The organism is Streptomyces sp. NPDC091289, assembly GCF_044757365.1.
Taxonomy (GTDB): domain Bacteria; phylum Actinomycetota; class Actinomycetes; order Streptomycetales; family Streptomycetaceae; genus Streptomyces.
This window is the reverse complement of sequence record NZ_JBIVUT010000027.1, coordinates 79,439-103,481: the sequence shown is the minus strand read 5'-3', so window position 1 is coordinate 103,481 and position 24,043 is coordinate 79,439. Positions and strand designations below refer to the sequence as shown.

21 protein-coding genes are annotated in these 24,043 nt (G+C 72.3%); 3 read left to right on the top strand and 18 right to left on the bottom strand.

Translation table 11 applies throughout. The features are described 5' to 3' along the window. Nucleotides 1–56: 56 nt before the first annotated feature. Nucleotides 57–1,271, bottom strand: coding sequence for a glycoside hydrolase family 6 protein (locus tag ACIQPT_RS31040; RefSeq protein WP_401160680.1), 1,215 nt, complete (start codon nucleotides 1,269–1,271; stop codon nucleotides 57–59). 96 nt (nucleotides 1,272–1,367) lie between these two features. On the opposite strand from ACIQPT_RS31040, the gene ACIQPT_RS31035 reads away from it, so the two are divergent. Further along, nucleotides 1,368–2,078, top strand: a complete 711-nt coding sequence (locus tag ACIQPT_RS31035; RefSeq protein WP_401160678.1) for a DUF5995 family protein — start codon at nucleotides 1,368–1,370, stop codon at nucleotides 2,076–2,078. Between the two features lie 28 nt (nucleotides 2,079–2,106). Here ACIQPT_RS31035 and ACIQPT_RS31030 read toward each other — a convergent pair whose 3' ends face one another. From ACIQPT_RS31030 to ACIQPT_RS31010, 5 genes are all read right to left on the bottom strand, one after another. Then, a complete protein-coding gene (locus ACIQPT_RS31030) occupies nucleotides 2,107–3,801 on the bottom strand; it encodes a flavin monoamine oxidase family protein (protein WP_401160676.1) in 1,695 nt (564 codons plus the stop codon). Nucleotides 3,802–3,847: 46 nt separating this feature from the next. Further along, nucleotides 3,848–4,645, bottom strand: a complete 798-nt coding sequence (locus ACIQPT_RS31025) for a carbon-nitrogen hydrolase family protein (protein WP_401160674.1) — start codon at nucleotides 4,643–4,645, stop codon at nucleotides 3,848–3,850. A 206-nt stretch (nucleotides 4,646–4,851) separates the two neighbouring features. Continuing rightward, nucleotides 4,852–5,310: an Lrp/AsnC family transcriptional regulator gene (locus ACIQPT_RS31020; RefSeq protein WP_401160672.1), complete on the bottom strand. Its 459-nt coding sequence runs from the start codon at nucleotides 5,308–5,310 to the stop codon at nucleotides 4,852–4,854. Nucleotides 5,311–5,425: 115 nt separating this feature from the next. Continuing rightward, on the bottom strand, nucleotides 5,426–6,883 hold the full coding sequence (locus ACIQPT_RS31015; RefSeq protein WP_401160670.1) for an aldehyde dehydrogenase family protein: 1,458 nt from the start codon (nucleotides 6,881–6,883) through the stop codon (nucleotides 5,426–5,428). Nucleotides 6,884–7,048: 165 nt separating this feature from the next. Then, nucleotides 7,049–8,515, bottom strand: a complete 1,467-nt coding sequence (locus ACIQPT_RS31010) for a GuaB1 family IMP dehydrogenase-related protein (protein ID WP_401160668.1) — start codon at nucleotides 8,513–8,515, stop codon at nucleotides 7,049–7,051. 309 nt (nucleotides 8,516–8,824) lie between these two features. On the opposite strand from ACIQPT_RS31010, the gene ACIQPT_RS31005 reads away from it, so the two are divergent. After that, nucleotides 8,825–10,033: a terpene cyclase gene (locus ACIQPT_RS31005; RefSeq protein ID WP_401160666.1), complete on the top strand. Its 1,209-nt coding sequence runs from the start codon at nucleotides 8,825–8,827 to the stop codon at nucleotides 10,031–10,033. Here the strand turns inward: ACIQPT_RS31005 and ACIQPT_RS31000 are convergent. From ACIQPT_RS31000 to fmt, 4 genes are all read right to left on the bottom strand, one after another. After that, a complete protein-coding gene (locus ACIQPT_RS31000) occupies nucleotides 9,964–10,959 on the bottom strand; it encodes a sugar-binding transcriptional regulator (RefSeq protein WP_030584156.1) in 996 nt (331 codons plus the stop codon). The genes ACIQPT_RS31005 and ACIQPT_RS31000 overlap by 70 nt on opposite strands. A gap of 133 nt (nucleotides 10,960–11,092) precedes the next feature. After that, nucleotides 11,093–11,776: a ribulose-phosphate 3-epimerase gene (gene rpe, locus ACIQPT_RS30995; protein ID WP_205082168.1), complete on the bottom strand. Its 684-nt coding sequence runs from the start codon at nucleotides 11,774–11,776 to the stop codon at nucleotides 11,093–11,095. 174 nt (nucleotides 11,777–11,950) lie between these two features. After that, nucleotides 11,951–13,384, bottom strand: a complete 1,434-nt coding sequence (locus ACIQPT_RS30990; RefSeq protein ID WP_401160665.1) for an RsmB/NOP family class I SAM-dependent RNA methyltransferase — start codon at nucleotides 13,382–13,384, stop codon at nucleotides 11,951–11,953. Nucleotides 13,385–13,502: 118 nt separating this feature from the next. Continuing rightward, on the bottom strand, nucleotides 13,503–14,435 hold the full coding sequence (gene fmt / locus ACIQPT_RS30985; protein WP_401160664.1) for a methionyl-tRNA formyltransferase: 933 nt from the start codon (nucleotides 14,433–14,435) through the stop codon (nucleotides 13,503–13,505). A 291-nt stretch (nucleotides 14,436–14,726) separates the two neighbouring features. On the opposite strand from fmt, the gene ACIQPT_RS30980 reads away from it, so the two are divergent. After that, nucleotides 14,727–15,317: a hypothetical protein gene (locus ACIQPT_RS30980; protein ID WP_401160662.1), complete on the top strand. Its 591-nt coding sequence runs from the start codon at nucleotides 14,727–14,729 to the stop codon at nucleotides 15,315–15,317. 118 nt (nucleotides 15,318–15,435) lie between these two features. On the opposite strand, the gene ACIQPT_RS30975 is transcribed toward ACIQPT_RS30980, so the two are convergent. The 8 genes from ACIQPT_RS30975 to ACIQPT_RS30940 all read right to left on the bottom strand — a co-directional run bounded on the left by ACIQPT_RS30975 (nucleotide 15,436) and on the right by ACIQPT_RS30940 (nucleotide 24,005). Beyond that, nucleotides 15,436–17,580 (bottom strand): primosomal protein N', encoded by a 2,145-nt coding sequence (locus ACIQPT_RS30975; RefSeq protein WP_401160660.1) that lies wholly within the window; start codon nucleotides 17,578–17,580, stop codon nucleotides 15,436–15,438. A gap of 132 nt (nucleotides 17,581–17,712) precedes the next feature. Next, nucleotides 17,713–18,921: a methionine adenosyltransferase gene (gene metK, locus ACIQPT_RS30970; RefSeq protein WP_007453217.1), complete on the bottom strand. Its 1,209-nt coding sequence runs from the start codon at nucleotides 18,919–18,921 to the stop codon at nucleotides 17,713–17,715. Between the two features lie 199 nt (nucleotides 18,922–19,120). Then, nucleotides 19,121–20,365: a bifunctional phosphopantothenoylcysteine decarboxylase/phosphopantothenate--cysteine ligase CoaBC gene (gene coaBC, locus ACIQPT_RS30965; protein WP_401160658.1), complete on the bottom strand. Its 1,245-nt coding sequence runs from the start codon at nucleotides 20,363–20,365 to the stop codon at nucleotides 19,121–19,123. Between the two features lie 145 nt (nucleotides 20,366–20,510). Then, on the bottom strand, nucleotides 20,511–20,783 hold the full coding sequence (rpoZ, locus tag ACIQPT_RS30960) for a DNA-directed RNA polymerase subunit omega (RefSeq protein WP_003970369.1): 273 nt from the start codon (nucleotides 20,781–20,783) through the stop codon (nucleotides 20,511–20,513). 61 nt (nucleotides 20,784–20,844) lie between these two features. After that, nucleotides 20,845–21,438, bottom strand: coding sequence for a guanylate kinase (gene gmk / locus ACIQPT_RS30955; RefSeq protein ID WP_381781681.1), 594 nt, complete (start codon nucleotides 21,436–21,438; stop codon nucleotides 20,845–20,847). A 38-nt stretch (nucleotides 21,439–21,476) separates the two neighbouring features. After that, on the bottom strand, nucleotides 21,477–21,800 hold the full coding sequence (locus ACIQPT_RS30950; protein ID WP_014157387.1) for an integration host factor: 324 nt from the start codon (nucleotides 21,798–21,800) through the stop codon (nucleotides 21,477–21,479). Between the two features lie 256 nt (nucleotides 21,801–22,056). Beyond that, nucleotides 22,057–22,896, bottom strand: coding sequence for an orotidine-5'-phosphate decarboxylase (pyrF, locus tag ACIQPT_RS30945; protein WP_401160654.1), 840 nt, complete (start codon nucleotides 22,894–22,896; stop codon nucleotides 22,057–22,059). After that, nucleotides 22,893–24,005, bottom strand: coding sequence for a quinone-dependent dihydroorotate dehydrogenase (locus ACIQPT_RS30940; RefSeq protein WP_401160652.1), 1,113 nt, complete (start codon nucleotides 24,003–24,005; stop codon nucleotides 22,893–22,895). The genes pyrF and ACIQPT_RS30940 overlap by 4 nt, the downstream gene beginning before the upstream one ends. Nucleotides 24,006–24,043 lie beyond the last annotated feature (38 nt).

Here is a 24,043-nt window from a genome sequence, read left to right as displayed (position 1 = left end):
CACCGGGTCCGCGGAGCAGCGGACCGGCGCGTTCAGCAGGTGGGCCTGCCCGTGGCTCAGCCGGTGGCCAGGGCGTAGGCGTACTCCGGGGTGAAGGAGCCCGCCGCGCCCGAGCAGCCGTCGGACTCCCCCGGCAGCTTCACCCACAGGTAGGCGTCGATCCGGGCCTCGCCGGTCCGTGTCGTCGGGGTCTGCCCCAGTGCCCGGCCCTCCGGGTCGCACCACTGACCGGCGGCGGGCGCTCCGTTGCCGTTGCGGCTGGTGTCGACGACCGCGCCGAGGCCGGCCGGGCCGCCGAGCGCGGCGAGCACCCGGCGGGCGTAGGCGGTCTCGTCGGCGGTGCGGTGGAAGTTCGACACGTTGGTGAAGATGCCGTCGCCGCTGGTGGCCGCCCCGGCGGCCCTGAGCGCGGCGGCCTGTTTCGCGGGGGTGTGCCAGCCCGAGTGGCCGCCGTCGAAGTAGACCCTGGCCTGCGGGTTCGCGGTGCGCAGGGCGCGTCCGGCGCGGGCCAGCGAGGCGAAGCGGGCGGCCCGTTCCGGGGCGGTGAGGCAGTCGGACAGGGCGATGGCGTCCGGCTCCAGGATCACGATCGCCGGGCCGGCGCCGAGCCCCTCGGCGAACTCCCGTATCCACGCGTCGTACGCCGCGAGGTCCGGGGCGCCGCCCTGGGACGCGCCGCCGCAGTCCCGGTCGGGTATCGCGTACGGCACGAGCACCGGGGTCCGTCCGGCGGCGGCCGCGCCCCGGGTGACCGCGCGGACCTGTCCGGCTATCTCGCCCGGGTTGTGGACGGCGAACCAGACGGCGGCGGGCTGCGCCGCGATCCGGGACTCGATCACCGGGCGGCGCGGGTCGTCGGGGTGGGCCCGTACCCAGTCCAGGACCTGCGACTGCGGGTGCCGGAACAGCCGGGCCCCGGGCGGCGCGGCGGGGGTGGCCGGGCGGGTGGGCGAGGGCGTGGCCGTGGGGGCGGCGCTGGGGCGGGTCGCCGTGCGCGAGCGCGAAGGGGCCGGGGCAGGGGTCGCGGAGGGCGGGATCGCCGTAGCTGACGGGGCCGTGGGCGTCGGCACGGCGGGGAGGGGCTGGAGGACCGGCGGGGGCGTGGGTTCGGGGCGGGCGGTGTTGCGCCCGTCGTCCTGGCCCGCGTCGATCAGCCCGGCGGTGGCGCCGATCGCCACGACCGCCGAGGCGACGGCCAGCAGGGCGTGGCGGCGGGTGGCACGTCGGCGTTCCCGGTGTGCGATACGGCGTTGCGCGCGTGAACCCGGCACTCCTCGATCCCCTTTTCCGGCACCGTTGTTCGTCCGTTCCGATGAACCTCCGGCCGGTCGGCGCCGTGCCGAGCCTATGGCTGGGACGCTCCGCGCATGACGCAGATCGAGCAGTCCGCGGTACCGGGCAGGGGCGGCGACCAGACGACAGCCGACTCCCCGGTGATCGAACGTATGCGGGAATTGCGTTCCCGGTGGCCGTCCGGGGACGGGGTGGCGGTCTTCAACGAGGCCTATCTGGACGTCGTCGAGCGGGTGGATCCGTACCTCGGCAGGGGCGGCTTCGACGACCGGGAGGCCGCTGCCCTGCTGGGCGTGCGCTGCGCGGAGCGCTATCTGTCGGCCGTGGAGACGGCGACGGCGGGCGGGCGGCCGCCGGAGTGCTGGCGCCCGCTGCTCCAGTTCCGCCGCCATCCCGGCGTACGCCCGCTGCAGTTCGCGCTGAGCGGTCTGCAGGCGCATGTCGGGCACGACCTGGTCCTGGCGGTGGTGGACACCTGTCGTACGCTCGGCTGCGCTCCGCCGGACCTGGAGGGGGAGTTCGAGCGCGTGGGCGATCTCCTCGTGTTGCTGGAGGAGCGGATCCACGACGATCTGATGCCGGGTCCCGAGCTGCTGGAGATCGCGGATCCGGTGACGCACCTGGTGAGTGCGTGGAGTCTGGAGCGGGCCCGCGAGGCGGCCTGGTCGGCGGCCCGGGTGCTGTGGCGGCTGCGCGGATTCCCCGCGCTGGCCGAGGAGTTCGGGCAGCGGACCGACGCGGGCGCGGGCCTGGTGGCGCGTTTCCTGCTCACGCCCTGCCGCTGACGCCCACGTCGGTGTGGAGCCTTCGTGCTCAGTCCTCCGGGAGCTCCACCGGGGCGATCTCGTCGAAGACGTCGCCGGGGCCGGGGTTGGTCCCGTCGGTCGCCCCGCCGAACTGGTGCATGACGCCCCACACGGCGTTCAGCGCGGTCTGCACGGCGCCCTCGGCCCAGCCGGCCGTCCAGGAGATGTCGTCGCCCGCGAGGAACAGGCCCCGCTTGTCGGCGGGCAGCCTGTCCTGCATGAAGTGGGTGAACAGCCGCCGCTGGTAGCGGTAGTGGCCGGGCAGGTTCGCCTTGAACGCACCCATGAACCAGGGCTCGTTCTCCCAGGAGACGGTGACCGGGTTGCCGATGATGTGGCTGCGGACATCGACGTTCGGGTAGATCTCGCCGAGCGACTTGAGCATGACCTCCATGCGCTCCTTCGGGGAGAGCGGCAGCCACTTCAGGCTGTCGTCGCACCACGTGTAGGAGAGGCAGATGACGGCGGGCTTGTCCGGCCCGTCGTCCAGGAGGTACGTCCCCCGGGTCATCCGGTCGGTGAGCGTCATCGACATGGTGTCGCGGCCGGTGGTCGCGTCCTTGTCCAGCCAGAACGGGCGGTCGACCGGGACGAACAGCTTGGACGACTCCATGTAGTGGGTGCGCTCCATCGCCGTCCAGTGGTCGATCGGGAAGAGCGCGTCATCGCAGTCGATCTTGGAGAGCAGCAGCCAGGACTGGCCGGTGAAGACCGCGGCCCGGAAGGTGCGGATGTCGCCGGTGGCGTCGGTGACCGTGATGCGGTTGCCCGCGGTACGGGTCAGCCGGGTCACGGCCGGGCGCGGCTCGCCGTCGTGCAGGGAGGCCAGCGAGGTGCCGAGCGGCCAGTGGACGATCTTCTGCGGCTCGCGGTCCCACAGGCGCAGCGGAAGCTGCTGGCTGCCGCCGACGATGCCGCGGTGGTGGTCGTCGGCCTCGGTGTAGACGACGCGCAGGATCTCCAGGATGGAGTTGGGGAAGTCGGTGTCCCAGCCGCCGGTACCGAAGCCGACCTGGCCGAAGATCTCGCGGTGCCGGAAGGACTTGAACGCGTCGGACTCGCAGAGGAAGCCGTAGAAGGTCTGGTTGTCGAGCCGCTCGACGAGCTGCGACCAGATCTCCCGGATGCGCGGGACGTCGCGCTCGCGCAGCGCCCGGTTCATGTCGGAGAAGTCGGCGCCCTCCTCCAGACAGGCGTTCCAGGCCTCGGCCACGTCGCGGTAGACCTGCGGCAGGTCGTCGATGGTCTCGGCGTAGTGCGACTCGCCCTTGAGGTCCACGACGGTCGAGGGCGTGGCCGGGGAGAGCGGGTTGGGGAAGGGCCGGGTCTCCAGTCCCACCAGGTCGATGTAGTGCTGGAGCGCCGTGGAGGACGGCGGGAAGCGCATCGCGCCCATCTCGGCGGTGAGCGAGGGGTCGCAGCCGTCGAAGCCGACGGTACGCAGCCGGCCGCCGATCTGATCGGCCTCGTAGACGACGGGCTTGAGGCCCATCTTCATCAGCTCGTACGCGGCGATGATGCCGGAGAGCCCGCCGCCGATGACGGCGACCTCCTGGCCGTGCTCGGTCGCCGGTATCTGGCCGAGGCCCGCCGGGTGGGCGAGGAAGTCGTCGTACGCGTACGGGAAGTCCGGCCCGAACATGGTGATCGGCGGGGCGGCCGCGTCGGTGTGCTGGACGGCGTTGGGCACCGTGGACGTCATGGGGTACGGACTCCTTGCGCGGTACGGAAGAGAAGGCGGGGCGGGCTCAGGCGAGGGAGCCGTACAGACCGGGGCGGCGGTCCTGCAGATAGGGGTTGGCGGCGCGCGAGGCGGCCAGGAACTCCGGGTCCACGTCGCCGACGACGAGTTCCTCGCCGCGTCCGGCGCGGGTGCGCACGGTGCCGTCGGGGCCGGCCAGACAGCTGAGCCCGACGAACTCGAACTCGCCTTCCGGGCCGGTGCGGTTGACGTACGCCACGTACATCTGGCTCTCGAAGGCCCGTACGGGGACGACGGATTCGGCGACGAACTGGAAGGGGTGCATCTGCGCGGTGGGCACCAGCAGCAGATCGGTGCCGGCCAGGGCGTGCGCCCGTACGTTCTCCGGGAACTCGACGTCGTAGCAGATCAGCAGGCCGATACGGAGGCCGTCGAGGTCGGCCTGGACGACGGTCTGCTCGCCGGGGGTGAACCACTCCTGCTCGAAGCAGCCGAAGAGGTGGGTCTTGCGGTAGTTCGCGAGGCGCCCACCGTCGGGGCCGATGAGCTGGGAGGCGTTGAAGATCCGCTCCCCGTCGCGCTCCGGGTAGCCGTACAGGACGGCGAGTCCGTGGCGTACGGCGATCTCGGCGACGGCCTCGGCGCCGGGGCCGTCGGCGGGCTCGGCCAGCACGGGGACGGCGTCGCCGATGGCGTAGCCGGTGAGGAACAGCTCGGGCGCGACCAGCAGCCGGGACCCGGCATCGGCGGCCCGTGCGGCGGCCTCGTCGAGCACCTTCAGGTTCTCGGCGACGGCGCCCGGGCGTCCGGAGCTCTGAAGCAGGGCGGTGCGCAACGACGGCATGGCTGACCTCGGACGGTGCGGGCGGGGTGGGGAGACGTATCGAAGGTACGTGGCCCGGTTCGGCCCGGACAAGGCGCGAGTGTTGCGCGTCGACCGTTGATTCGTTGCGCGCGGAGGGCTGGCGGCGGCGAATCGTTGCGCCGGGGATCTACGCAGGTCAGCGGGGTGATGTGCACCACTGTGCGCCGGGTTCTACCGGGCCCTCCCTAGACGGGTGGCGCCTCCGCCGAGTACCTGCGCAGGAGCGGCGAGAGCACCAGGACGGACTTGGTCCGCTCGACGTACGGCTCCCCCGCGATCCGCTCCAGGACCTGTTCGAAGTGGCGCATGTCGGCGGCGAAGACCTGCACCACCGCATCCGCGTCGCCCGTGACGGTGGAGGCCGCGGCGATCTCCGGGTAGCGGGCGAGGCCCTGCTTGATCGCTTCCGGGGAGGTGTTGCGGCTGCAGTAGATCTCGATGAACCCCTCGGTCTCCCAGCCGAGCGCCGCCGGGTCGACCCGCACGGTGAAGCCGGTGATCGCGCCTTCGGACCGCAGCCGGTCGACGCGGCGTTTCACGGCGGGGGCGGAGAGGCCGATGAGCGCGCCGATGTCGGCGTAGGAGCGCCGGGCGTCTTCGGCGAGGGCGTGGACGATGCGTTCGTCGAGGTCGTTCAGGCGCACGTCGGGCGGTTCACTTCTCTGCGGTGGGTCGGCTTGCGGGAGGCGGAGGGTGCCGCCTCCCGCAGTAGACCACGGGCCGCCGCCCTGGGCATGCCCGGTGCGGCGGGGCAGGCCGTCAGAAGGGGAACTGTGAGCGGCCGTGCTGGATGGAGATCCACTTCTGGGTGGTGAAGGCGTCGATCATCGAGTCGCCGTTCAGCCGGCCGAGACCGGAGCTCTTCTCGCCGCCGAAGGGGACGATCGGCTCGTCGTGGACGGTGCCGTCGTTGATGTGGATCATGCCGGTGTGGATGCGCTGTCCGATCCGCACCCCGCGCTCGATGTTGCCGGTGTGGACGGCGCCGCTGAGCCCGTACGGGGTGTCGTTGGCGATGCGGACGGCCTCGTCCTCGCCGTCGAAGGGGATCAGCAGGGCGACGGGGCCGAAGATCTCCTGGTGCAGGACGGGCGAGTCGGCGGCGAGGCCGGTCAGCACGGAGGGGCTGACCAGGTTGCCGTCGGCGCGGCCGTGCAGGAGGGCCGTCGCGCCGGCCGCGACGGTCTGGTCGACGAGCTTGGAGACGGACTCGGCCTGCGAGGAGTTGATCAGCGGGCCGATCTGGGTGGCCGGGTCGGCGGGGTCGCCGACGGTGAGCGAGGCGACCTTGGCGACGAACTTCTCGGTGAACTCCGCCTCGACGGCGCGGTCGACCAGGATGCGGTTGGCGGCCATGCAGACCTGGCCCTGGTGGACGTACCGGCTGAAGACCGCCGCGTCGACGGCGTAGTCCACATCGGCGTCGTCGAGCACGATCAGGGCGCTGTTGCCGCCGAGTTCGAGGACGGCGCGCTTGAGGTTCCGGGCGCAGACGGTGGCGACGTGGCGGCCGACCTTGTCGGAGCCGGTGAAGGAGATGACCTGCGGCACGGGGTGCTCCAGCAGGGTGTCGCCGATCTCCGCGATGTCGGTGATCACGACGTTCAGCAGCCCGGCGGGCAGCCCGGCGTCCTCGAAGATCCTGGCCAGCAGGGTGCCGCCGCAGATCGGGGTGTTCTGGTGCGGCTTGAGGACGACGGCGTTGCCGAGGGCCAGCGCGGGCGCGACGGACTTGAGGGAGAGCAGGAAGGGGAAGTTGAACGGGCTGATCACGCCGACGACCCCGACGGGCACGCGGTAGACGCGGTTCTCCTTGCCCTCGGTGGGCGAGGGGAGGATCTGTCCGGCGGGGCGCAGGGCCAGCTGGATCGCCTCGCGGAGGAACTCCTTGGCCAGGTGGAGTTCGAAGGCGGCCTTCAGCCGGGTGCCGCCGAGCTCGGCGACGATGGCCTCGCCGATCTCCGCCTCGCGCTCCTCGACGAGGCGCAGCGCCTTCTCCAGGACGGCCCGCCTGCTGTACGGGTTGGTGTCCGCCCACGCCTGCTGGGCGCGCTCGGCGGCGCGGTAGGCCTGGTCGACCTCTTCGGCGGTCGCGACCGGGATCGAGGCGAGCTTCTCCCCGTCGAACGGGTTGAAGTCGATGATGTCCCAGGACCCCTTCCCCGGCCTCCACTCGCCGTCGATGTACTGGTGGGCCAGGTCAGTGAAGAAGGACATGAGATCCCTTACCGCAGAGAGGCAGGCAGCTGAGTGCGCTTCATATTACTTATATTTCAACAGAGTTGAAGCGCGCCCCCGGCCACCTCCGAAGGCCCGAAAACGACCCCGCCCCCTCCGGTGCGAAGTACCGGAGAGGGCGGGGTCGTTGCGGTGAATTCGGGATCAACTCCAGCTGGCGTGCAGCGGCTTGCCCTCGGCGTAACCGGCGGCGCTCTGGACGCCGACGACGGCCTTCTCGGCGAACTCCGCCAGGGAGGCGGCACCGGCGTAGGTGCAGGAGGAGCGGACGCCCGCGATGATCGAGTCGATCAGGTCCTCGACGCCCGGGCGGGTCGGGTCGAGGAACATCCGCGAGGTGGAGATGCCCTCCTCGAAGAGCGCCTTGCGGGCGCGGTCGTACGCGGACTCCTCCGAGGTGCGGTTCTTGACGGCGCGGGCCGAGGCCATGCCGAAGGACTCCTTGTAGAAGCGGCCGTCGGCGGACTGCTGGAGGTCGCCGGGCGACTCGTACGTGCCCGCGAACCAGGAGCCGATCATCACGTTGGACGCGCCGGCGGCGAGCGCCATCGCGACGTCGCGCGGGTGGCGGACGCCACCGTCCGCCCAGACGTGCTTGCCGTGCTTCTTCGCCTCGGCGGCGCACTCCAGGACGGCGGAGAACTGCGGGCGGCCGACGCCGGTCATCATCCGGGTGGTGCACATGGCGCCGGGGCCGACACCGACCTTGATGATGTCCGCGCCCGCCTCGATCAGGTCGCGCACGCCCTCGGCGGCGACGATGTTGCCCGCGACGATCGGCACCTGCGGGTCGAGCGCCCGGACGGCCCTGACCGCGCTGATCATGGATTCCTGGTGGCCGTGGGCGGTGTCCACGACGAGGACGTCGGCGCCCGCGTCCAGGAGCTGCTTGGCCTTGCCGGCCACGTCGCCGTTGATGCCGACGGCGGCCGCGATGCGCAGCTTGCCCTCGGCGTCGGTGGCGGGGGTGTAGAGCGTGGCGCGCAGGGCGGCCTTGCGGGTGAGTATGCCGACGAGGCGTCCCTGCGCGTCGACCGCGGGGGCGAGCTTGCGGTTGGCGCCGTCGAGCTTGTTGAAGGCGTCGCGCGGGTCGATGTCGGCGTCGAGCAGCACCAGGTCCTTGGACATGACCTCGGAGAGCTGGGTGAAGCGGTCGACGCCGGTGAGGTCGTGGTCGGTGACGACGCCCACGGGACGCCGGTCGGCGTCGACGACGACGCCCGCGCCGTGGGCGCGCTTGGGCAGCAGCGACAGCGCGTCGGCGACGGTCTGGCCGGGGGCCAGCTCGATCGGGGTGTCGAGGACGAGGTGGCGCGTCTTGACCCAGGAGATGACGTCGGTGACGACCTCGATCGGGATGTCCTGGGGGATGACGACGAGCCCGCCGCGGCGGGCGATGGTTTCGGCCATTCGGCGGCCCGCGATGGCGGTCATGTTGGCGACCACGAGCGGGATGGTGGTGCCGGTCCCGTCGGGCGACGAGAGGTCCACACCCTGCCGGGAGCCGACCGCGGAGCGGCCCGGAACCATGAAGACGTCGTCGTACGTGAGGTCGTACGGAACCGCGGGGGACTCTGTGTAGCGACCGGTGCCCGGCTCAAGAAAGCGCATAACACTCATTTTTTCATACGAAACGGTGCAGGTCGTTTCCACGAAGACACAGCAAAAGACCCCCGCGTTCGTCCGTTCCTCCAAGAGTGCTCCGAGGAGGTGGCCGGGGGCCCCGGGCAAGTGCAACCTGCCTTACCCACGGACCCTACCCGAACGGTATTCGAATCATTCGTGATCACCATCCCTGGACCGGGTGACAAGGGGTCAGGTAGCTTCAAACCCGCAGGTCTCGGGGGTGTCCGAAGCGTCGATCGGGCTCGTCGGCAACCCTGGGCACACCGTTTGACCGGAGAGGATCCAGATCCGCCTGTGGACAGCGAACTGCCGGACATCTACTGCCCGTTCCCGCAGCGGACCAACCCGCACGTGGGACACACCCGGGGGCATCTGGACGCCTGGACCAGACGGACGGGTCTGGTCCACCGCGAGTCCGCGAGGAACCGATTCGAACAAGCCGATTTCGGGGCGTTCGTCGGCATGGTCTACCCGACGGCCGACGAGCACCACCTCGATCTGGTGGCCGACTGGTTCGTCTGGCTCTTCCTGGTCGACGACCAGCTCGACGACGGCCACCTCGGCCGTTCACCCGACCGGGTGAGAGACGTCGTCGACCGGATGCGCGCGGTGGTCGACGGCTCCGCCCCCGAGCCGCTGCCGGGGGAAGAGGTCCCGGCCGCCGTGGTCGCCCTGGCCGATCTGTGGAAACGTACGACGCCGAACGCCGCCCCGCACTGGCGGACCCGGTTCGCCTGGCATCTGGTCACCTACCTCACGACCGCCACGACCTGGGAGGCGGGAAACCGCGCCGAGGACATGGTGCCCTCGGAGGACACGTACATCGCCAAACGCCGGCACACCGGGGCCATCCACGTCTGCATGGACCTCATAGAGATCGTGGCGGGCATCGAGGCCCCGGAGTCGGTCCACAACGACCCCCGCTTCATCACCGCCCTGGAAGCCGCGTGCAACCACGTGTGCTGGGCCAACGACGTGTACTCCTTCGAGAAGGAGCAGGTGCTCGGCGAGATCCACAACCTCGTCCACCTGGTCCGCCACCACCGGGGCCTCGGGGAACAGCAGGCGCTGGACCACGTCGCGGAGCGCCTCGCGATGGAGACCGAGCGGTTCCTGACCGCCGAGGACGAGCTGCTGGAGCTGTATCCGGAGCTGTCCGGGCTGCTGGTGCCCTATCTCGACGGGATGCGGAGCTGGATGCGCGGCAACCTGGACTGGTCGCGCCAGACGCCGCGGTACAACCCCGCCGACGTGGGCCAGTACGAGGAGCCCGAGGAGTATCTGGAGGAGACCGTGCTGGGCGCCCCCCCCGGCCCCCCCGCGCCCCCCGCCCCCCCCCGGGGCGGGGCGGGGCCCCCCCGGGCGGGGGGGGGCCGGCCCGGCGGGGGCCCGCCCCCCCGGGGGGGCCCCGGCCCCGCGGCGCGTCCTGGGTGTCACTCCCCGTCGGGGTCGGCCCGCTCCAGCGCCGGGCGGGTGCCCGCGGCGGACTCGGTGAGCAGATAGTCGGCCGCGGCGGTGTCCGTGACCAGGCTGGTGACCAGGCCGGAGCGGAGCACCGCGCCGATCGCCGCCGCCTTGCGCTGGCCGCCCGCGATCGCGACCACCTCGGGGATCCGGCGCAGCCGGTCCGCCTCCACGGTGATGCAGCGCTCGCCGAGGTCACGGCCGACCCGGCGGCCGTCGGAGTCGAAGAGGTGCGCGGACATCTCGGCGGCGACGCCGAGCGAGGCGTAGTGGGCGCGCTCCGCGTCCGAGAGCATGTCGTGGACCGTGGAGATGCCCGGCTCCCAGGAGCCGATGGAGACGGCGGCGACCGTCACCTTGTCGAAGTACTCGAAGGCGCGGGCGATGCCCGTCTGGTCGCGCAGCGCGGCGGCCGTCGCGGGGTCGGGCAGCAGCATCGGGGCGTAGATGGGGTGCGCCTCGCCGCCGGACACCTGGGCGGCCCGGCGGACCGCCTCGACCGAGCCGCGCTCGGCGGTGCCCGCGTCGTAGACGCCGGTGAGCTGGACGACCGTGCACGGCGGGAGCCGGTCGAGGGCGGCCGCCATGTGAATGGTGGAGCGGCCCCAGGCCAGGCCGAGCACATCGCCCTCGGCCACCAGTTCGCCGAGGAGATCGGCCGCGACCTCGCCCAGGTTCTCCGGGTCGGGGGCGTCCTCCTGCTCCTCGGCCGGGGACTCGACGACGACCGCGTGCCGCAGCCCGTAGCGGGCGCGCAGGGCGTCGGAGCGTTCGGCGTCCAGCTCGGCCGGTACCCGGATCTCGATGCGTACGAGATCACGTTCCAGGGCCGTCTCCAGGACCCGGGCCACCTTGAAGCGGCTCACGCCGAACTCCTCGGCGATCTGGATCTTGGACTTGCCCTCCAGGTAGAACCGGCGGGCCATGGCCGCCGCCTGCACCAGCTCCGCGGGTCCCATCCGCATGGCTGACCGACCCGCCGAGATGCCAGACACCGCGATCTCCTCACTGCTGTTCACACGCCTGATACGCCGTTCATCCTGTCAGATCCGGCGATCCTTGATCGGTCCTGTCGGACCGCGTTCATCTGCCCTTGGTTCAGTGTCCGCACGCCCAGGGGGCGACGGCCGTGACCGCGTCCGCCTGCGCCCGCAGCTCGCGCACCGCCGCCGCCGGGTCCGCCGCTCCGTAGACCGCGGATCCGGCCACGAAGACATCGGCGCCGGCCTCGGCGCACCGCTCGATGGTGGTGGCCGAGACCCCACCGTCGACCTGCAGCCACAGTTCGAGGCCGTGCTTGCTGATCAGCTCCCGGGTGCGGCGGATCTTCGGCAGCATGATGTCCAGGAAGGCCTGCCCGCCGAAGCCCGGCTCGACCGTCATGATCAGCAGCATGTCCAGCTCGGGGAGCAGATCCTCGTACGGCTCGATGGGCGTCGCGGGCTTGAGCGCCATGGAGGCGCGCGCCCCCTTCGCCCGGATCTCCCGCGCCAGGCGCACCGGAGCCGCCGCCGCCTCCGCGTGGAAGGTGACGGAACCCGCTCCGGCCTCCACGTACTGCGGGGCCCAGCGGTCCGCGTCCTCGATCATGAGGTGGCAGTCCAGCGGGGTGTCCGTGGCCTTGCTGAGCGCCTCGACGATCGGCACGCCGAGGGTCAGGTTGGGCACGAAGTGGTTGTCCATGACATCGACGTGGAGCCAGTCCGCGCCTTCGACGGCCTTCGCCTCCTCGGCGAGACGCGCGAAATCGGCGGACAGGATGCTGGGGTTGATCTGCGCCATGCCCCAAGCCTGCCACGTCTCCCGCCGGTTCCCCGCCTCGATGCGCCCCGGAACCTCACACAGCCATCACAGTTCGCACATTCTGGGCATTTTGCCAGCGCTTTACTGTTCTTTTGCTGTTCGTCGGGGCGAGATCCGGCCGGGGCCGCACGAGCCCCTCCGACGGCCGGGCGGTCAGCCGGTCCGGCGCAGCAGCGCCAGGTACATCGCGTCCGTGCCGTGCAGATGCGGCCAGAGCTGGACGTCCGGTCCGTCGCCGAGAGCGGGCACACCGGGCATCAGCGGGCGCGCGTCGATCCACTCCGCCTCCACCGGCTCCCCGCCCCGGCCCTTGAGGACGTCCTGGACCACCACCCGGGTCTCCGCGAGATGCGGGGAGCAGGTCGCGTAGCCGACCACGCCGCCGACCCGCACCGCCTTCAACGCCTCGCGCAGCAGGCCGCGTTGGAGCGGGGCGAAGGACTCCAGGTCCTCCGCGCGACGCCGCCAGCGGGACTCCGGGCGACGCCGCAGCGCGCCCAGGCCGGAGCAGGGCACGTCCATCAGGATCCGGTCGAACGTGCCGGGCAGCCACGGCGGACGGGTGCCGTCCGCCGTGATCACCTGGTACGGGCCGGGGTTGCCGGCGAGCGCCCGCTCGACCAGCCGGGCGCGGTGCGGCTGCTTCTCGGCGGCGAGCAGGGTGGCGCCCCGCCCGGCGGCGAGGGCGGCCAGCAGGGCGGCCTTGCCCCCGGGTCCCGCGCAGCCGTCCAGCCAGCGGGTGTCGCGGCCCTCCACGGGGGCGGCGGCCAGGGCGGCGGCGACGAGCTGGCTGCCCTCGTCCTGGACGCCCGCCCGGCCCTCCTGGACGGCCTCCAGCGCGCCGGGCTCGCCGCCCTCGGCCATCCGGACGGCGTACGGGGACCAGCGGCCCGGCAGGGAGTTGTCCTCGCCCAGGGCCTTGGCCAGCTCTTCGGTGGTGGAGCGGCCGGGGCGGGCCGCCAGCGTCACCTCGGGCCGCTCGTTGTCGGCCTCCAGGAGATCCTCGATGCCCGCCCGGCCGCCGCCCAGCGCGTCCCAGAGGGCGGAGACGATCCAGCGGGGGTGGGAGTGCACGACGGACAGGTGGTCCTCGGCGTCCTCCTCGTACGACGGGGCGACCTTCTCCACCCAGCCGTCGAGGTCGTGCGCGGTGACCTTGCGCAGCACCGCGTTGACGAACTTCGCGCGCCCCTCCCCCAGCACCACCCGGGCCAGCTCCACACTGGCGGAGACGGCCGCGTGGGTGGGGATACGGGTGCCGAGCAGCTGGTGGACGCCCATGTTCAGGACGTCGAGGACCGGCGGGTCGACCTCGCGCAGCGGCCGGTCGATGCAGGCCGCCACGATCGCGTCGTACGTGCCCTGACGGCGCAGCGTCCCGTAGACCAGCTCGGTCGCCAGCGCCGCGTCCCGGCCGTCGAAGTCGCCCTTGGCGCGGGCCTTCTTCAGCAGCGGGGGCAGCACGAGGTTGGCGTACGCGTCACGCTCGTCGACGGCCCGGAGCGCCTCGAAGGCGAGGAACCGGACCGGGTCCTTCTGCGGACGGCGATGGGGCTTGGCGGGACGGCGACGCGGCTGGTCGTTCACGTGAAAGGTGCTCCGCTGATGGTGAGAGGTGCGAACCCTCCCAGCGTACGTCGCCGTCCCCGGGCGCCCGAACGGCAGCCCGGGGCGCGCGAACGCCGCCCCGGACCCCCGAAGCCCGCTACAGGCCCAGCAGCTCGCCGTGGACGATGCGGACGCCGCGCGCCCAGTCGGCGGCCTTCATCGGCTTCTTGCCCTGCGGCTGGACCCAGAGCAGCTCGACCGCGTGCGAGCCGGTGCCGACGTACACGTTGTTCTTGGCGGCCGACAGCTCGCCGGGGGCCAGGTCGGTGCGGTCCAGGACCGGCGTGGCCTGGATGAGCTTGAGCCGCTCGCCCCGGAACAGGGTCCAGGCGCCGGGGGCCGGGGTGCAGCCGCGTACGACACGGTCGACGCGCAGCGCCGGAGCGGACCACTGGATCTGCGCGTCCTCCACCGTGATCTTCGGGGCCAGGGTGACCCCGTCGTGCGGCTGCGGCACCGCGTGCAGCGTGCCGTCCTCGATGCCGTCCATGGTGGCCGCCAGCAGCCCCGCACCGGCGAAGGCGAGCCGGGTGAGCAGGTCGCCGCTGGTGTCGGTGGGGCGGATCTCCTCGGTGAGGACACCGTAGACCGGGCCGGAGTCCAGGCCCTCCTCGATCAGGAAGGTCGAAGCGCCGGTCACCTCGTCGCCGGCCATCACCGAGTGCTGCACCGGCGCCGCGCCGCGCCAGGCGGGCAGCAGCGAGAAGTGCAGGTTGACCCAGCCCCGGGCGGGCACGTCGAGGGCGACCTTGGGCAGCAGGGCCCCGTAGGCGACCACCGGGCAGCAGTCCGGGGCGATCTCGCGCAGCCGGGCGAGGAACTCCTCGTCCCGGGGCTTCGCGGGCTTGAGCACCTCGATGCCGGCCTCCTCCGCCCGCTCGGCCACCGGGCTCGCGACGAGTCGGCGGCCCCGCCCGGCGGGAGCGTCGGGACGGGTCACGACGGCGGCCACCTCATGGCGGTCGGAGGCGATCAGGGCGTCCAGGGCGGGGACGGCGACCTCGGGGGTGCCGGCGAAGACGAGCTTCATGGTGGCTGACTGCCTCTCGGGCCAAGACGTACGGTGACGAGCAGCACACCAGTCTAGGGTCTCCGCCCGGGCCGGGCCCCGGCCCCCACCCTGGTGGAAGAGCACCGCCGCCCTCGCGGAAGCGCGCCGCCCGGGGGGCGTACGCGCGCCGCGCACGCCCCGTGCATATGCACATACGCCCCGATAGCGTGACCACATACCCGGCTCGGGCGTTGGTCAAAGGAGATTGACCGAAGCGGGCCGCCCCGATGCGGCCCGATCCCTTTCAACGCCGGTTCGAGAGGCTTCTTCATGGCCGACCACGCAACCCACGACGCCCAAGCGCGGGCCAGTCTGCATCTTCTGGTGCGGGACATCGAGCGGGTCCGGCGGCAGGTGGACGCGCTGCGCACCCTCACCGCCCAGCTGGGCAACGTCTACCGTCCGCGCCGCTCCGGCCCCTCCGCGGGCTTCGTCGTCTACGGCAGGGCCCCGGCCCCCACCGTCCGCCTCGCGCAGGAACTGCGGGACAGCGTCGAGACCCTGGTCACGGCCGCGGTGGACTTCGACCGCTCGCTGGGCTTCTCCTGGGACGCGGTGGGCTCCGCCCTCGGCGTCACCAAGCAGGCCGTGCACCGCCGTTACGGGACGCGTCGGGCCACGCCGCAGCCCACGGCCGAGACGGGCGGCGAGACGACGGCCGTGCCGCGCCCGGTCTCCGTCGGCACCGGCCTGGCCGGGTCCTCCGCCGGGTCCACCGCCGGAGGGTCCGCCTCGCCGGTGCCCTCCGTCCCGGCGGCCCGCTCGATGCCGCCGCAGCCGTCGACGCAGCCGTCGACGGACCGGCAGCCGGTCCGCGAGGAGCTGCGTCCCGGCGCCTTCCCGGGCCCGCGCAACGGCTGACCGTACGCCGCCCCTCTGCCCCACCGTGCCGGTCGCACGGCGGGGCAGTCTCCTGTCCGGGCCCCCTGGTTGTCGGGACCCCTGGTCCGGGCCCCTGGTGGGTAAGCGCTCCCGGGACTCAGCCGATATCGGGCGGGTCGATCCTGATGCGGATCGGGTCGGTCGCGCCCTTGGCCATGCGGGCCGCGAGCGCCGACTTCAGGGCGCGGGCGAGCGCCGCCCCGCGCCCCGGGACCACCCGGATCAGGGCACGCTCCCAGGTCTCGCCCGGCGGAGCGTCCCCCGGCCGGCGGGGCCTGCCGGGCTCGGCCGAAAGAACGGGCACCGGGCCCAGGATCTCGGCCTCCGGCGGCAGCCCCGCGGTCCGGAGGAACGCGGCCAGGGCATCCGCCGGGCCGGTCGCCGCGGCCATCCGGGAGACCGGCGGGAAGCCCAGCTCGGCCCGCTCCGCCAGCTCCCGCCGGGCGAATCCCGCCGGGTCCCAGCGGACCAGCGCCTGCACCGCACGCTCCGTCGGCTCGGCCACGATCACCACCGTGCCGCCCTCGTCCTGCCCCCGCACCAGCGCCCCCGCCGCCGTCCACCGGCGCAACGCCTCCTCGCCCGCCCGGAGATCGGGACGGCCGAGCATGGCCCAGCCGTCCAGGAGCAGGGCCGCCGCGTATCCGCCCTCGGCGACGGGCTCCGCGCCGGGGGTGGAGACGACCAGGGCCGGAGCATCGGGCACCGCGTCCAGGATGTGGTCGCGCCCCGAGGTGCGGACGGGCACGGCGGGGAAGGCCCGGCCCAGCTCCTCCGCGGTGCGGCGGGCGCCGACGATCTGGGCGCGCAGCCGGGTGGAGCCGCATTCCGCGCAGTGCCAGGTGTGCTCGGCCCGCCCGCACCAGGTGCAGTTCAGATCCTGCTGGTCCGGGGCCTGGAGGGGGCCCGCGCAGTGCCGGCAGCGGGCGGGGGTGCGGCAGCGTTCGCAGGCGAGTCGGGGGGCGTAACCCCGGCGGGGCACCTGGACCAGCACCGGACCGCTGCGCAGGCCGTCGCGCACGGTCTGCCAGGCGAGGCTGGGCAGCCGGGCGGACCGGGCGGCGCCGTCCCGGGCCAGCTCGCCGTCGCCGACCGTACGGATGAGGGGGGCGGCCCGGCGCAGTCGCTCGCGGTCGGCGAGGAGCGGCAGCGCCCAGCCGCTCTCCACGAGCTGGGCGGCCTCGACCGTGCAGCTGGTCCCGCCGAGCAGGAAGCCGCAGCGGCCCTGGGCCGCCCGCAGCTCCAGGACCTCGCGGACATGCGGGAAGGGGGCGTTGTCGTCGCTGTGGCTGGAGTCCCCGTCGTCCCAGACGACGACGAGCCCGAGGTCCTGGACGGGGGCGAACATGGCGGCCCGGGTCCCCACGACCGCCCGGACCGAGCCCCGGCGCACCGCGAGCCACTGGCGGTAGCGCTTCTCGGGGCCGGAGTCGGCGGTCAGCAGGGCGTGCCGGCCCTGGCCGAGCGCCTCGGTCAGGGCGGCGTCGACCCGTCCTGCGGCCCGCCCGTCCGGGACGACGACGAGTGCGCCGCGGCCGGAGGAGAGCGTCGCCGCGACGGCCCCGGCGATCTCGGCGGGCCAGTGCGGGCCGGGCAGCGCGGTCCACACGGCGCGCGGCGCACCGCCCTCGGCCAGTGCGCGCAGGAAGGCCGGGCCCTGGCCGTACCGCTCCCAGGTGCCCGGCTCGGGGGCCGGCGGCGGGGGCAGTGGTTCCGGGGAGGGCTTGGACTCGGCGCGGGCGTTGCGCGGCGGGACGGCGAGCTGGAGGACGTCGGCGAGGCTGCCCGCGTACCGGTCGGCGACGGCGCGGCAGAGCGCGAGCAGCTCGGGTCCGAGGACCGGCTCCGGGGAGACCACGGAGGCGATGGCGGCCAGCGCTCCCTGGTAGTCGGAGTCGGCGCGGCGCTCGACGATGAAACCGTCGATCAGCCCGCCGCCCTCGCGCCGCCCGCCCTGGACGTTGCGCCCGCCGGCTCCGAAGCGGACCCGCACCCGGACGCCGGGCCGGGCGTCGGCGTCCAGCTCCTCGGGGACCGCGTAGTCGAAATACTGGTCGAGGTGGAGGACGCCCTTGTTGACCAGGACGCGGGCGACGGGCAGCTCCTCGGCGAGGGGCGCGCCGCGCCAGGTCCGCGGCTTGGCGCGCGGCACCTTCGCCCGGCGCACGGTCTCCCGGATCAGCGCAAGCTGCTCCGGCGCCCCGGCACCGGGTTCGGCGGACTGCTCGTTCTCGCTGCTCACAGCTGAATTCCTACCAGAGACCACTGACAGCGGCGGGGGCACGGCAGCGGGGCCCGGCCACCGCGTTCGGTGTCCGGGCCCCGCTGTCGTACTCGATGTCGCCCGTCCCGCTGTCGTACGCGGGCGGGTTCGCTACAGACCGGCGGCGGCGCGCAGGGCGTCCACGCGGTCGGTGCGCTCCCAGGTGAAGTCGGGCAGCTCACGGCCGAAGTGGCCGTAGGCGGCGGTCTGGGCGTAGATCGGGCGGAGCAGGTCGAGGTCCCGGATGATCGCGGCCGGGCGGAGGTCGAAGACCTCGCCGATCGCGTTCTCGATCTTCTCGGTGTCGACCGCGGCGGTGCCGAAGGTCTCCACGAAGAGACCGACGGGCTCGGCCTTGCCGATCGCGTAGGCGACCTGGACCTCGCAGCGCGCGGCGAGACCGGCGGCCACCACGTTCTTGGCGACCCAGCGCATCGCGTACGCCGCGGAGCGGTCGACCTTGGACGGGTCCTTGCCCGAGAAGGCGCCGCCACCGTGGCGGGCCATGCCGCCGTAGGTGTCGATGATGATCTTGCGACCGGTGAGGCCGGCGTCGCCCATCGGGCCGCCGATCTCGAAGCGGCCGGTCGGGTTCACCAGGAGGCGGTAGCCCTCGGTGTCCAGCTTGATGCCGTCCTCGACGAGCTGCGCGAGCACGTGCTCGACGACGAACTCGCGGATGTCGGGCGCGAGCAGCGAGTCCAGGTCGATGTCGGAGGCGTGCTGCGAGGAGACGACCACCGTGTCCAGCCGGACCGCCTTGTCACCGTCGTACTCGATGGTGACCTGGGTCTTGCCGTCGGGGCGCAGGTACGGGATGGTCCCGTTCTTGCGCACCTCGGACAGCCGCCGGGAGAGGCGGTGGGCGACGTGGATCGGGAGCGGCATCAGCTCCGGGGTCTCGTCGCAGGCATACCCGAACATCAGGCCCTGGTCGCCCGCGCCCTGCTTGTCGAGCTCGTCCTCATCGCCCTCCACCCGCTTCTCGTAAGCGGTGTCGACGCCCTGGGCGATGTCCGGCGACTGGGCGCCGATGGACACCGAGACGCCGCAGGAAGCACCGTCGAAGCCCTTTTTGGAGGAGTCGTAGCCGATCTCCAGAACCTTGTTGCGCACGAGGTTGGGGATGTCGGCGTAGGCCTTGGTGGTGACCTCGCCCGCGACATGCACCAGACCGGTGGTGATCAAGGTCTCCACGGCGACGCGCGAGGCGGGGTCCTCGCGCAGGAGCGCGTCGAGAATCGTGTCGCTGATCTGGTCAGCGATCTTGTCGGGGTGACCCTCGGTGACAGATTCCGAGGTGAAGAGACGGCGGGACACATCGCTCCCTGGGGTTGCAGCGGCTGCTGGCTGATCATGGGTGGCACGTCCGAGAGCTGCGCTCGGTGCGTACCGTCGGCCAGTTTATCGGTCGCATCCGGCGGGCGGGCCAGGTGTCTCGCCCTTTGGAGGGTTCGTGACATGCGCCACGTGGGTCGCCAGTAGGACAATCCCCCCTCCTCGGCCGCCATTTTGGGCCTTATGGGGCGATTTCGCTCGGCCGGAGGGTTGATTGTGAAATCGGCTGGAACCTTCCTGAAACCAGATCCCAGACCGTGTCGGCAAGTGCTTCCTTGGGTCCGTACGGCACTGGCGTCTCCTGGCCGTCGGCGGCGAGGACGACCGCTTCGTTCTCCTCCGAGCCGAAGGTCCTGCGCTCCCCCACCTCGTTGACGACGAGAAGGTCGCAGCCCTTGCGGCGGAGCTTCGCCCGGCCGTTGGCCAGCACATCGTCGGTCTCGGCGGCGAATCCGACGACGATCTGGTCCGGCCGGGCCCGCTCGGCGGAGACCTCGGCGAGGATGTCGGGGTTACGGACCAGGGTGACTGCGGGGGCCTCCTCGCCGTCCTTCTTCTTGATCTTGCCGGTGGCGTACTCGGCAGGGCGGAAGTCGGCCACCGCGGCCGCCATCACCACGACATCCGCGTCGGACGCGGCCTTCAGCACGGCCTCGCGGAGCTGGACGGCCGTGCCGACCCGCAGGACGTCGGCCCCGGCCGGGTCGGGCAGCCCGGTGTTGGCCTCGATCAGGGTGACCCGGGCCCCCCGGGCCACCGCGGTGCGCGCCAGCGCGTAGCCCTGCTTGCCGGAGGAGCGGTTGCCCAGGAAGCGCACCGGGTCGAGCGGCTCACGGGTGCCTCCCGCGCTGATCACCACATGGCGGCCCGCGAGGTCGGGCCCGGTGACCCCGCGCGCCAGCGTCCGGCGGCAGACCTCGAAGATCTCGCCCGGGTCCGGGAGCCGGCCCTTGCCGGTGTCGACGCCGGTGAGCCGCCCGACGGCGGGCTCGATGACGACCGCGCCCCGGCGGCGCAGGGTGGCGACGTTCTCCTGGGTGGCCGGGTGCTCCCACATCTCGGTGTGCATGGCGGGGGCGAAGACCACGGGACAGCGGGCGGTCAGAAGCGTGTTGGTGAGCAGGTCGTCGGCGAGCCCGTGGGCCGCCTTGGCCAGCATGTCCGCGGTGGCCGGCGCGACCACGACGAGGTCGGCGCCCTGCCCGATCCGCACGTGCGGGACCTCGTGGACGTCCTGCCAGACCTCGTCGGACACCGGGTGGCCGGAGAGCGCCGACCAGGTGGCGGCCCCCACGAAGTGCAGCGACGCGGCGGTCGGGACGACCCGTACGTCGTGGCCGGACTCGGTCAGCCGGCGCAGCAGCTCGCACGCCTTGTAGGCGGCGATGCCCCCGCTGACCCCCAGGACGACCTTCGGCTTGTCCACTGCGTCTCCCCGCACTCGGCAACGTAAGGCAACGTATGCGTCCCATGCTGCCTCACCGCCGTGAGCGCGTTCACCCGGCCCCGGACACACCTCAGGCCCGGCGGACGGGCCGCCGGGCCTGGAGTGAAGGTGCTGTGCCGCTGAATTACTGCGCGGGGCCCTCGATGGCCTCGGAGGTCAGCAGGCCCGCGTTGATCTCGCGGAGCGCGATCGACAGCGGCTTCTCGTGCACGTGGGTGTCGACGAGCGGACCGACGTACTCGAGGAGGCCTTCACCGAGCTGCGAGTAGTACGCGTTGATCTGGCGGGCGCGCTTGGCCGCGTAGATCACCAGGCTGTACTTCGAGTCGGTGGCTTCGAGGAGCTCATCAATCGGCGGGTTGATGATGCCCTCGGGCGTGGTGATGGAAGAGGACACTCTCTGCCTTCCGAAGGGGGTGTAGATCAAAGATCAAAGAGATCTGAGCGATCGCATGGATCTAGGCCTGAAGCATCAACGTTAGCAGCTCGCGGGCCACGTCCTCGACGGAGGTGTTGACGAGCGTCGTATCGAACTCGGCCTCGGCAGCCAGTTCGACCTTCGCGGCGGCGAGCCGGCGCTCGATCACCTCGGGCGCCTCGGTGCCCCGGCCGGTGAGCCGGCGGACCAGCTCCTCCCAGCTCGGCGGGGCCAGGAAGACCAGCCGCGCGTCATCCATCGACTGACGGACCAGCCGGGCGCCCTGGAGATCGATCTCCAGCAGGACCGGCTCGCCGGCCTCCAGGCGGTCCAGCACGGCACGACGGGGTGTGCCGTAGCGGTTGCCCGCGAACTCGGCCCACTCGAGCAGTTCACCGTTGGCGACGAGCTTGTCGAACTCCTCGTCGTCCACGAAGAAGTAGTGGACACCGTTACGCTCCCCGGGGCGTGGCTTGCGCGTCGTCGCCGACACGGAGAGCCAGACCTCGGGGTGCACGGTGCGCATATGAGCGACGACCGTGCTCTTGCCGACGCCCGAAGGGCCGGAGAGCACGGTCAGCCGCGGACGTACGTCCGGGGGTACGGGGGACGTCCCCCGGGATGTTGCAGCCATGGGGCGATTATCCAGGTTCTCAGGAGTGCCTGAGAACGTCAGGCGGCGCTGCCGCCGAACTCACGCTCCAAGGATGCGATCTGATTGGAGCCAAGACCCCTGACCCGGCGGCTCTCGGAGATGCCGAGACGCTCCATGATCTGCTTGGCGCGGACCTTGCCGACGCCGGGCAGGGATTCCAGCAGTGCGGAGACCTTCATCTTCCCGATGACGTCGTTCTCCTGGCCCTGCTTGATGACCTCGTGGAGGGAGGCGCCGGAGTGCTTGAGTCGATTCTTGACCTCGGCCCGCTCCCGGCGAGCCGCGGCGGCCTTTTCGAGCGCGGCTGCGCGCTGTTCAGGGGTAAGGGGCGGAAGAGCCACGCCTACGTCACCTCGGATGTCGATCTGTCGGATACGGACCGGCGGGGAAGCTGGACGCCACCCCACCAGGTGAGCGACGAACACACTGTGCTCGGCTGCTCTCGACGGAGACTAGCGGCAAGGGCCGCTCTAGTCAGCGAGAACAGACGAAAAGTCCTGGTCAGCTGTGGCCGACCAGGATTTTCCCGACATATCGACCACGTTTCCGGTCAGTAACGCGTCAGTAATTCGTCAACACGCTGTAAACGTGTCAGGGTCAGCTGCCGGATACGGCACGACGGACCTCGTCCGCGAACCGCTCGGCCGCTTCGCGCAGCCCGGACACGTCCGGACCCTGGCGCAGCACGCCCCGGCTCACGCTGGGCACCACGTTGCCCACCGCGTCGCCGAACACCGCCGGAAGATCCGCGGGGGTCGCCCCCTGGGCGCCGATGCCGGGCGCGAGGAGCGGTCCGTTGATCGCCAGGTTCACCCCCGCGTCACCGAGCGTCGCGCCGACCACCGCACCGACCGAGCCGAGCGGAGCCGCTCCCTCGTTCTCCGCCGCCATGTGGTCGAGCATCAGCTGGGCGAGCGAGCGGCCGTCGGCGGCCGTGGCCCGCTGGACCTCGGCGCCCTCCGGGTTGGAGGTGAGGGCGAGGACGAAGACGCCCGCGCCGGAGACGGCGGCGGCGTCCAGCGCCGGGCGCAGCGAGCCGAAGCCCAGGTACGGGGAGACGGTGACCGCGTCCGAGAAGAGCGGCGAGTCCTTGTCCAGGTAGGTCGCCGCATAGGCCCCCATGGTGGAGCCGATGTCGCCACGCTTGGCGTCCATCAGGACGAGCGCGCCGGCCGCCCGGGCCTCCTCGACGGCCTTCTCCAGGACGGCGACGCCGCGCGATCCGAAGCGCTCGAAGAACGCGGACTGCGGCTTGAGGACGGCGACCCGGTCGGCCAGCGCCTCCACGACGGTCCGGGTGAAGCGCTCCAGACCGGCGATGTCGTCGTTCAGGCCCCAGGAGGTGAGCAGCGAGGCGTGCGGGTCGATGCCGACGCAGAGCGGCCCGCGGGTGTCCATGGCGTGGCGCAGGCGGGCGCCGAAGGGTTCGAGCGTCACAGGGCGGCCTTCTTCCGGGTCTCGGCGCCGACGGCCTCGGCGAGGGTGGCGTACGGGGAGGCGGCGAGCCGGGCGGCGAGGCCCTGGTGGATCGCGCGGGCGTAGCAGGGACCTTCGTAGATGAAGGCGCTGTAGCCCTGGACGAGGGTGGCCCCGGCGAGGATGCGCTGCCAGGCGTCCTCGGCGTTCTCGACGCCCCCGACGCCCACCAGGGTGATCCGGTCCCCCACACGGGCGTACAGACGGCTCAGGACCTCCAGCGAGCGCTCCTTGAGGGGTGCGCCGGAGAGTCCGCCGGTCTGTCCCACCAGCTCGGGGTCGGACTTCAGACCCAGGCCCTCGCGGGCGACGGTGGTGTTGGTGGCGATGATGCCGTCCAGGCCCAGCTCCACGGCGAGGTCGGCGACGGCGTCGACGTCCTCGTCCGCGAGGTCCGGGGCGATCTTGACGAGCAGCGGGACGCGCCGGGTGGTGACGGTGCGGTCGGCGGCCTCCCGTACGGTGGTGAGCAGCGGGCGCAGCGACTCGGTCGCCTGGAGGTTGCGCAGGCCGGGGGTGTTGGGCGAGGAGACGTTGACGACCAGGTAGTCGGCGTGGCCGGCCAGCGCCTCGGTGGACTTCACGTAGTCGGCGGCGGCCTCGGCCTCGGGCACGACCTTGGTCTTGCCGATGTTGACGCCGACGGTGGTGCGGAAGACCGGGTTACGGGCGGCCAGGCGGGCGGCGACGGCGGCGGAGCCCTCGTTGTTGAAGCCCATGCGGTTGATCAGCGCACGGTCCGCGACGAGCCGGAAGAGGCGCTTCTTGGGGTTGCCGGGCTGCGGTTCGCCGGTGACGGTGCCGATCTCGATGTGGTCGAAGCCGAGCATCGCCATGCCGTCGATCGCAACGGCGTTCTTGTCGAAGCCGGCGGCGAGCCCGAAGGGGCCGTGCATCCGCAGGCCGAGGGCCTCGGTGCGCAGCTCCTTGTGGCGGGGGGCGAGGGCGGCGGCGACGAAGGTGCGCAGCACGGGGATCCGGGCGGCGAGGCGGATCCAGCGGAAGGCGGCGTAGTGGGCCTGCTCGGGGTCCATCCGCTTGAAGACCAGCCGGAAGAAGAGCTTGTACATGAAGAGATGTCCTTGGTGCTCGGTGCGCTCGACAGGGC

Excerpts from the sequence above, each read along its gene's own strand:
- ACIQPT_RS31015 (WP_401160670.1), bottom strand. The coding sequence starts at position 6,883 with ATGTCCTTCTTCACTGACCTGGCCCACCAGTACATCGACGGCGAGTGG.
- fmt (WP_401160664.1), bottom strand. The coding sequence starts at position 14,435 with ATGAAGCTCGTCTTCGCCGGCACCCCCGAGGTCGCCGTCCCCGCCCTG.
- ACIQPT_RS30940 (WP_401160652.1), bottom strand. The coding sequence starts at position 24,005 with ATGTACAAGCTCTTCTTCCGGCTGGTCTTCAAGCGGATGGACCCCGAG.
- rpe (WP_205082168.1), bottom strand. The coding sequence starts at position 11,776 with ATGGCGCAGATCAACCCCAGCATCCTGTCCGCCGATTTCGCGCGTCTC.
- ACIQPT_RS31030 (WP_401160676.1), bottom strand. The coding sequence starts at position 3,801 with ATGACGTCCACGGTGCCCAACGCCGTCCAGCACACCGACGCGGCCGCC.
- ACIQPT_RS31035 (WP_401160678.1), top strand. The coding sequence starts at position 1,368 with ATGACGCAGATCGAGCAGTCCGCGGTACCGGGCAGGGGCGGCGACCAG.
- ACIQPT_RS31000 (WP_030584156.1), bottom strand. The coding sequence starts at position 10,959 with ATGCGGATGGGACCCGCGGAGCTGGTGCAGGCGGCGGCCATGGCCCGC.
- ACIQPT_RS31025 (WP_401160674.1), bottom strand. The coding sequence starts at position 4,645 with ATGCCGTCGTTGCGCACCGCCCTGCTTCAGAGCTCCGGACGCCCGGGC.
- ACIQPT_RS30980 (WP_401160662.1), top strand. The coding sequence starts at position 14,727 with ATGGCCGACCACGCAACCCACGACGCCCAAGCGCGGGCCAGTCTGCAT.
- ACIQPT_RS31010 (WP_401160668.1), bottom strand. The coding sequence starts at position 8,515 with ATGCGCTTTCTTGAGCCGGGCACCGGTCGCTACACAGAGTCCCCCGCG.
- gmk (WP_381781681.1), bottom strand. The coding sequence starts at position 21,438 with ATGGCTGCAACATCCCGGGGGACGTCCCCCGTACCCCCGGACGTACGT.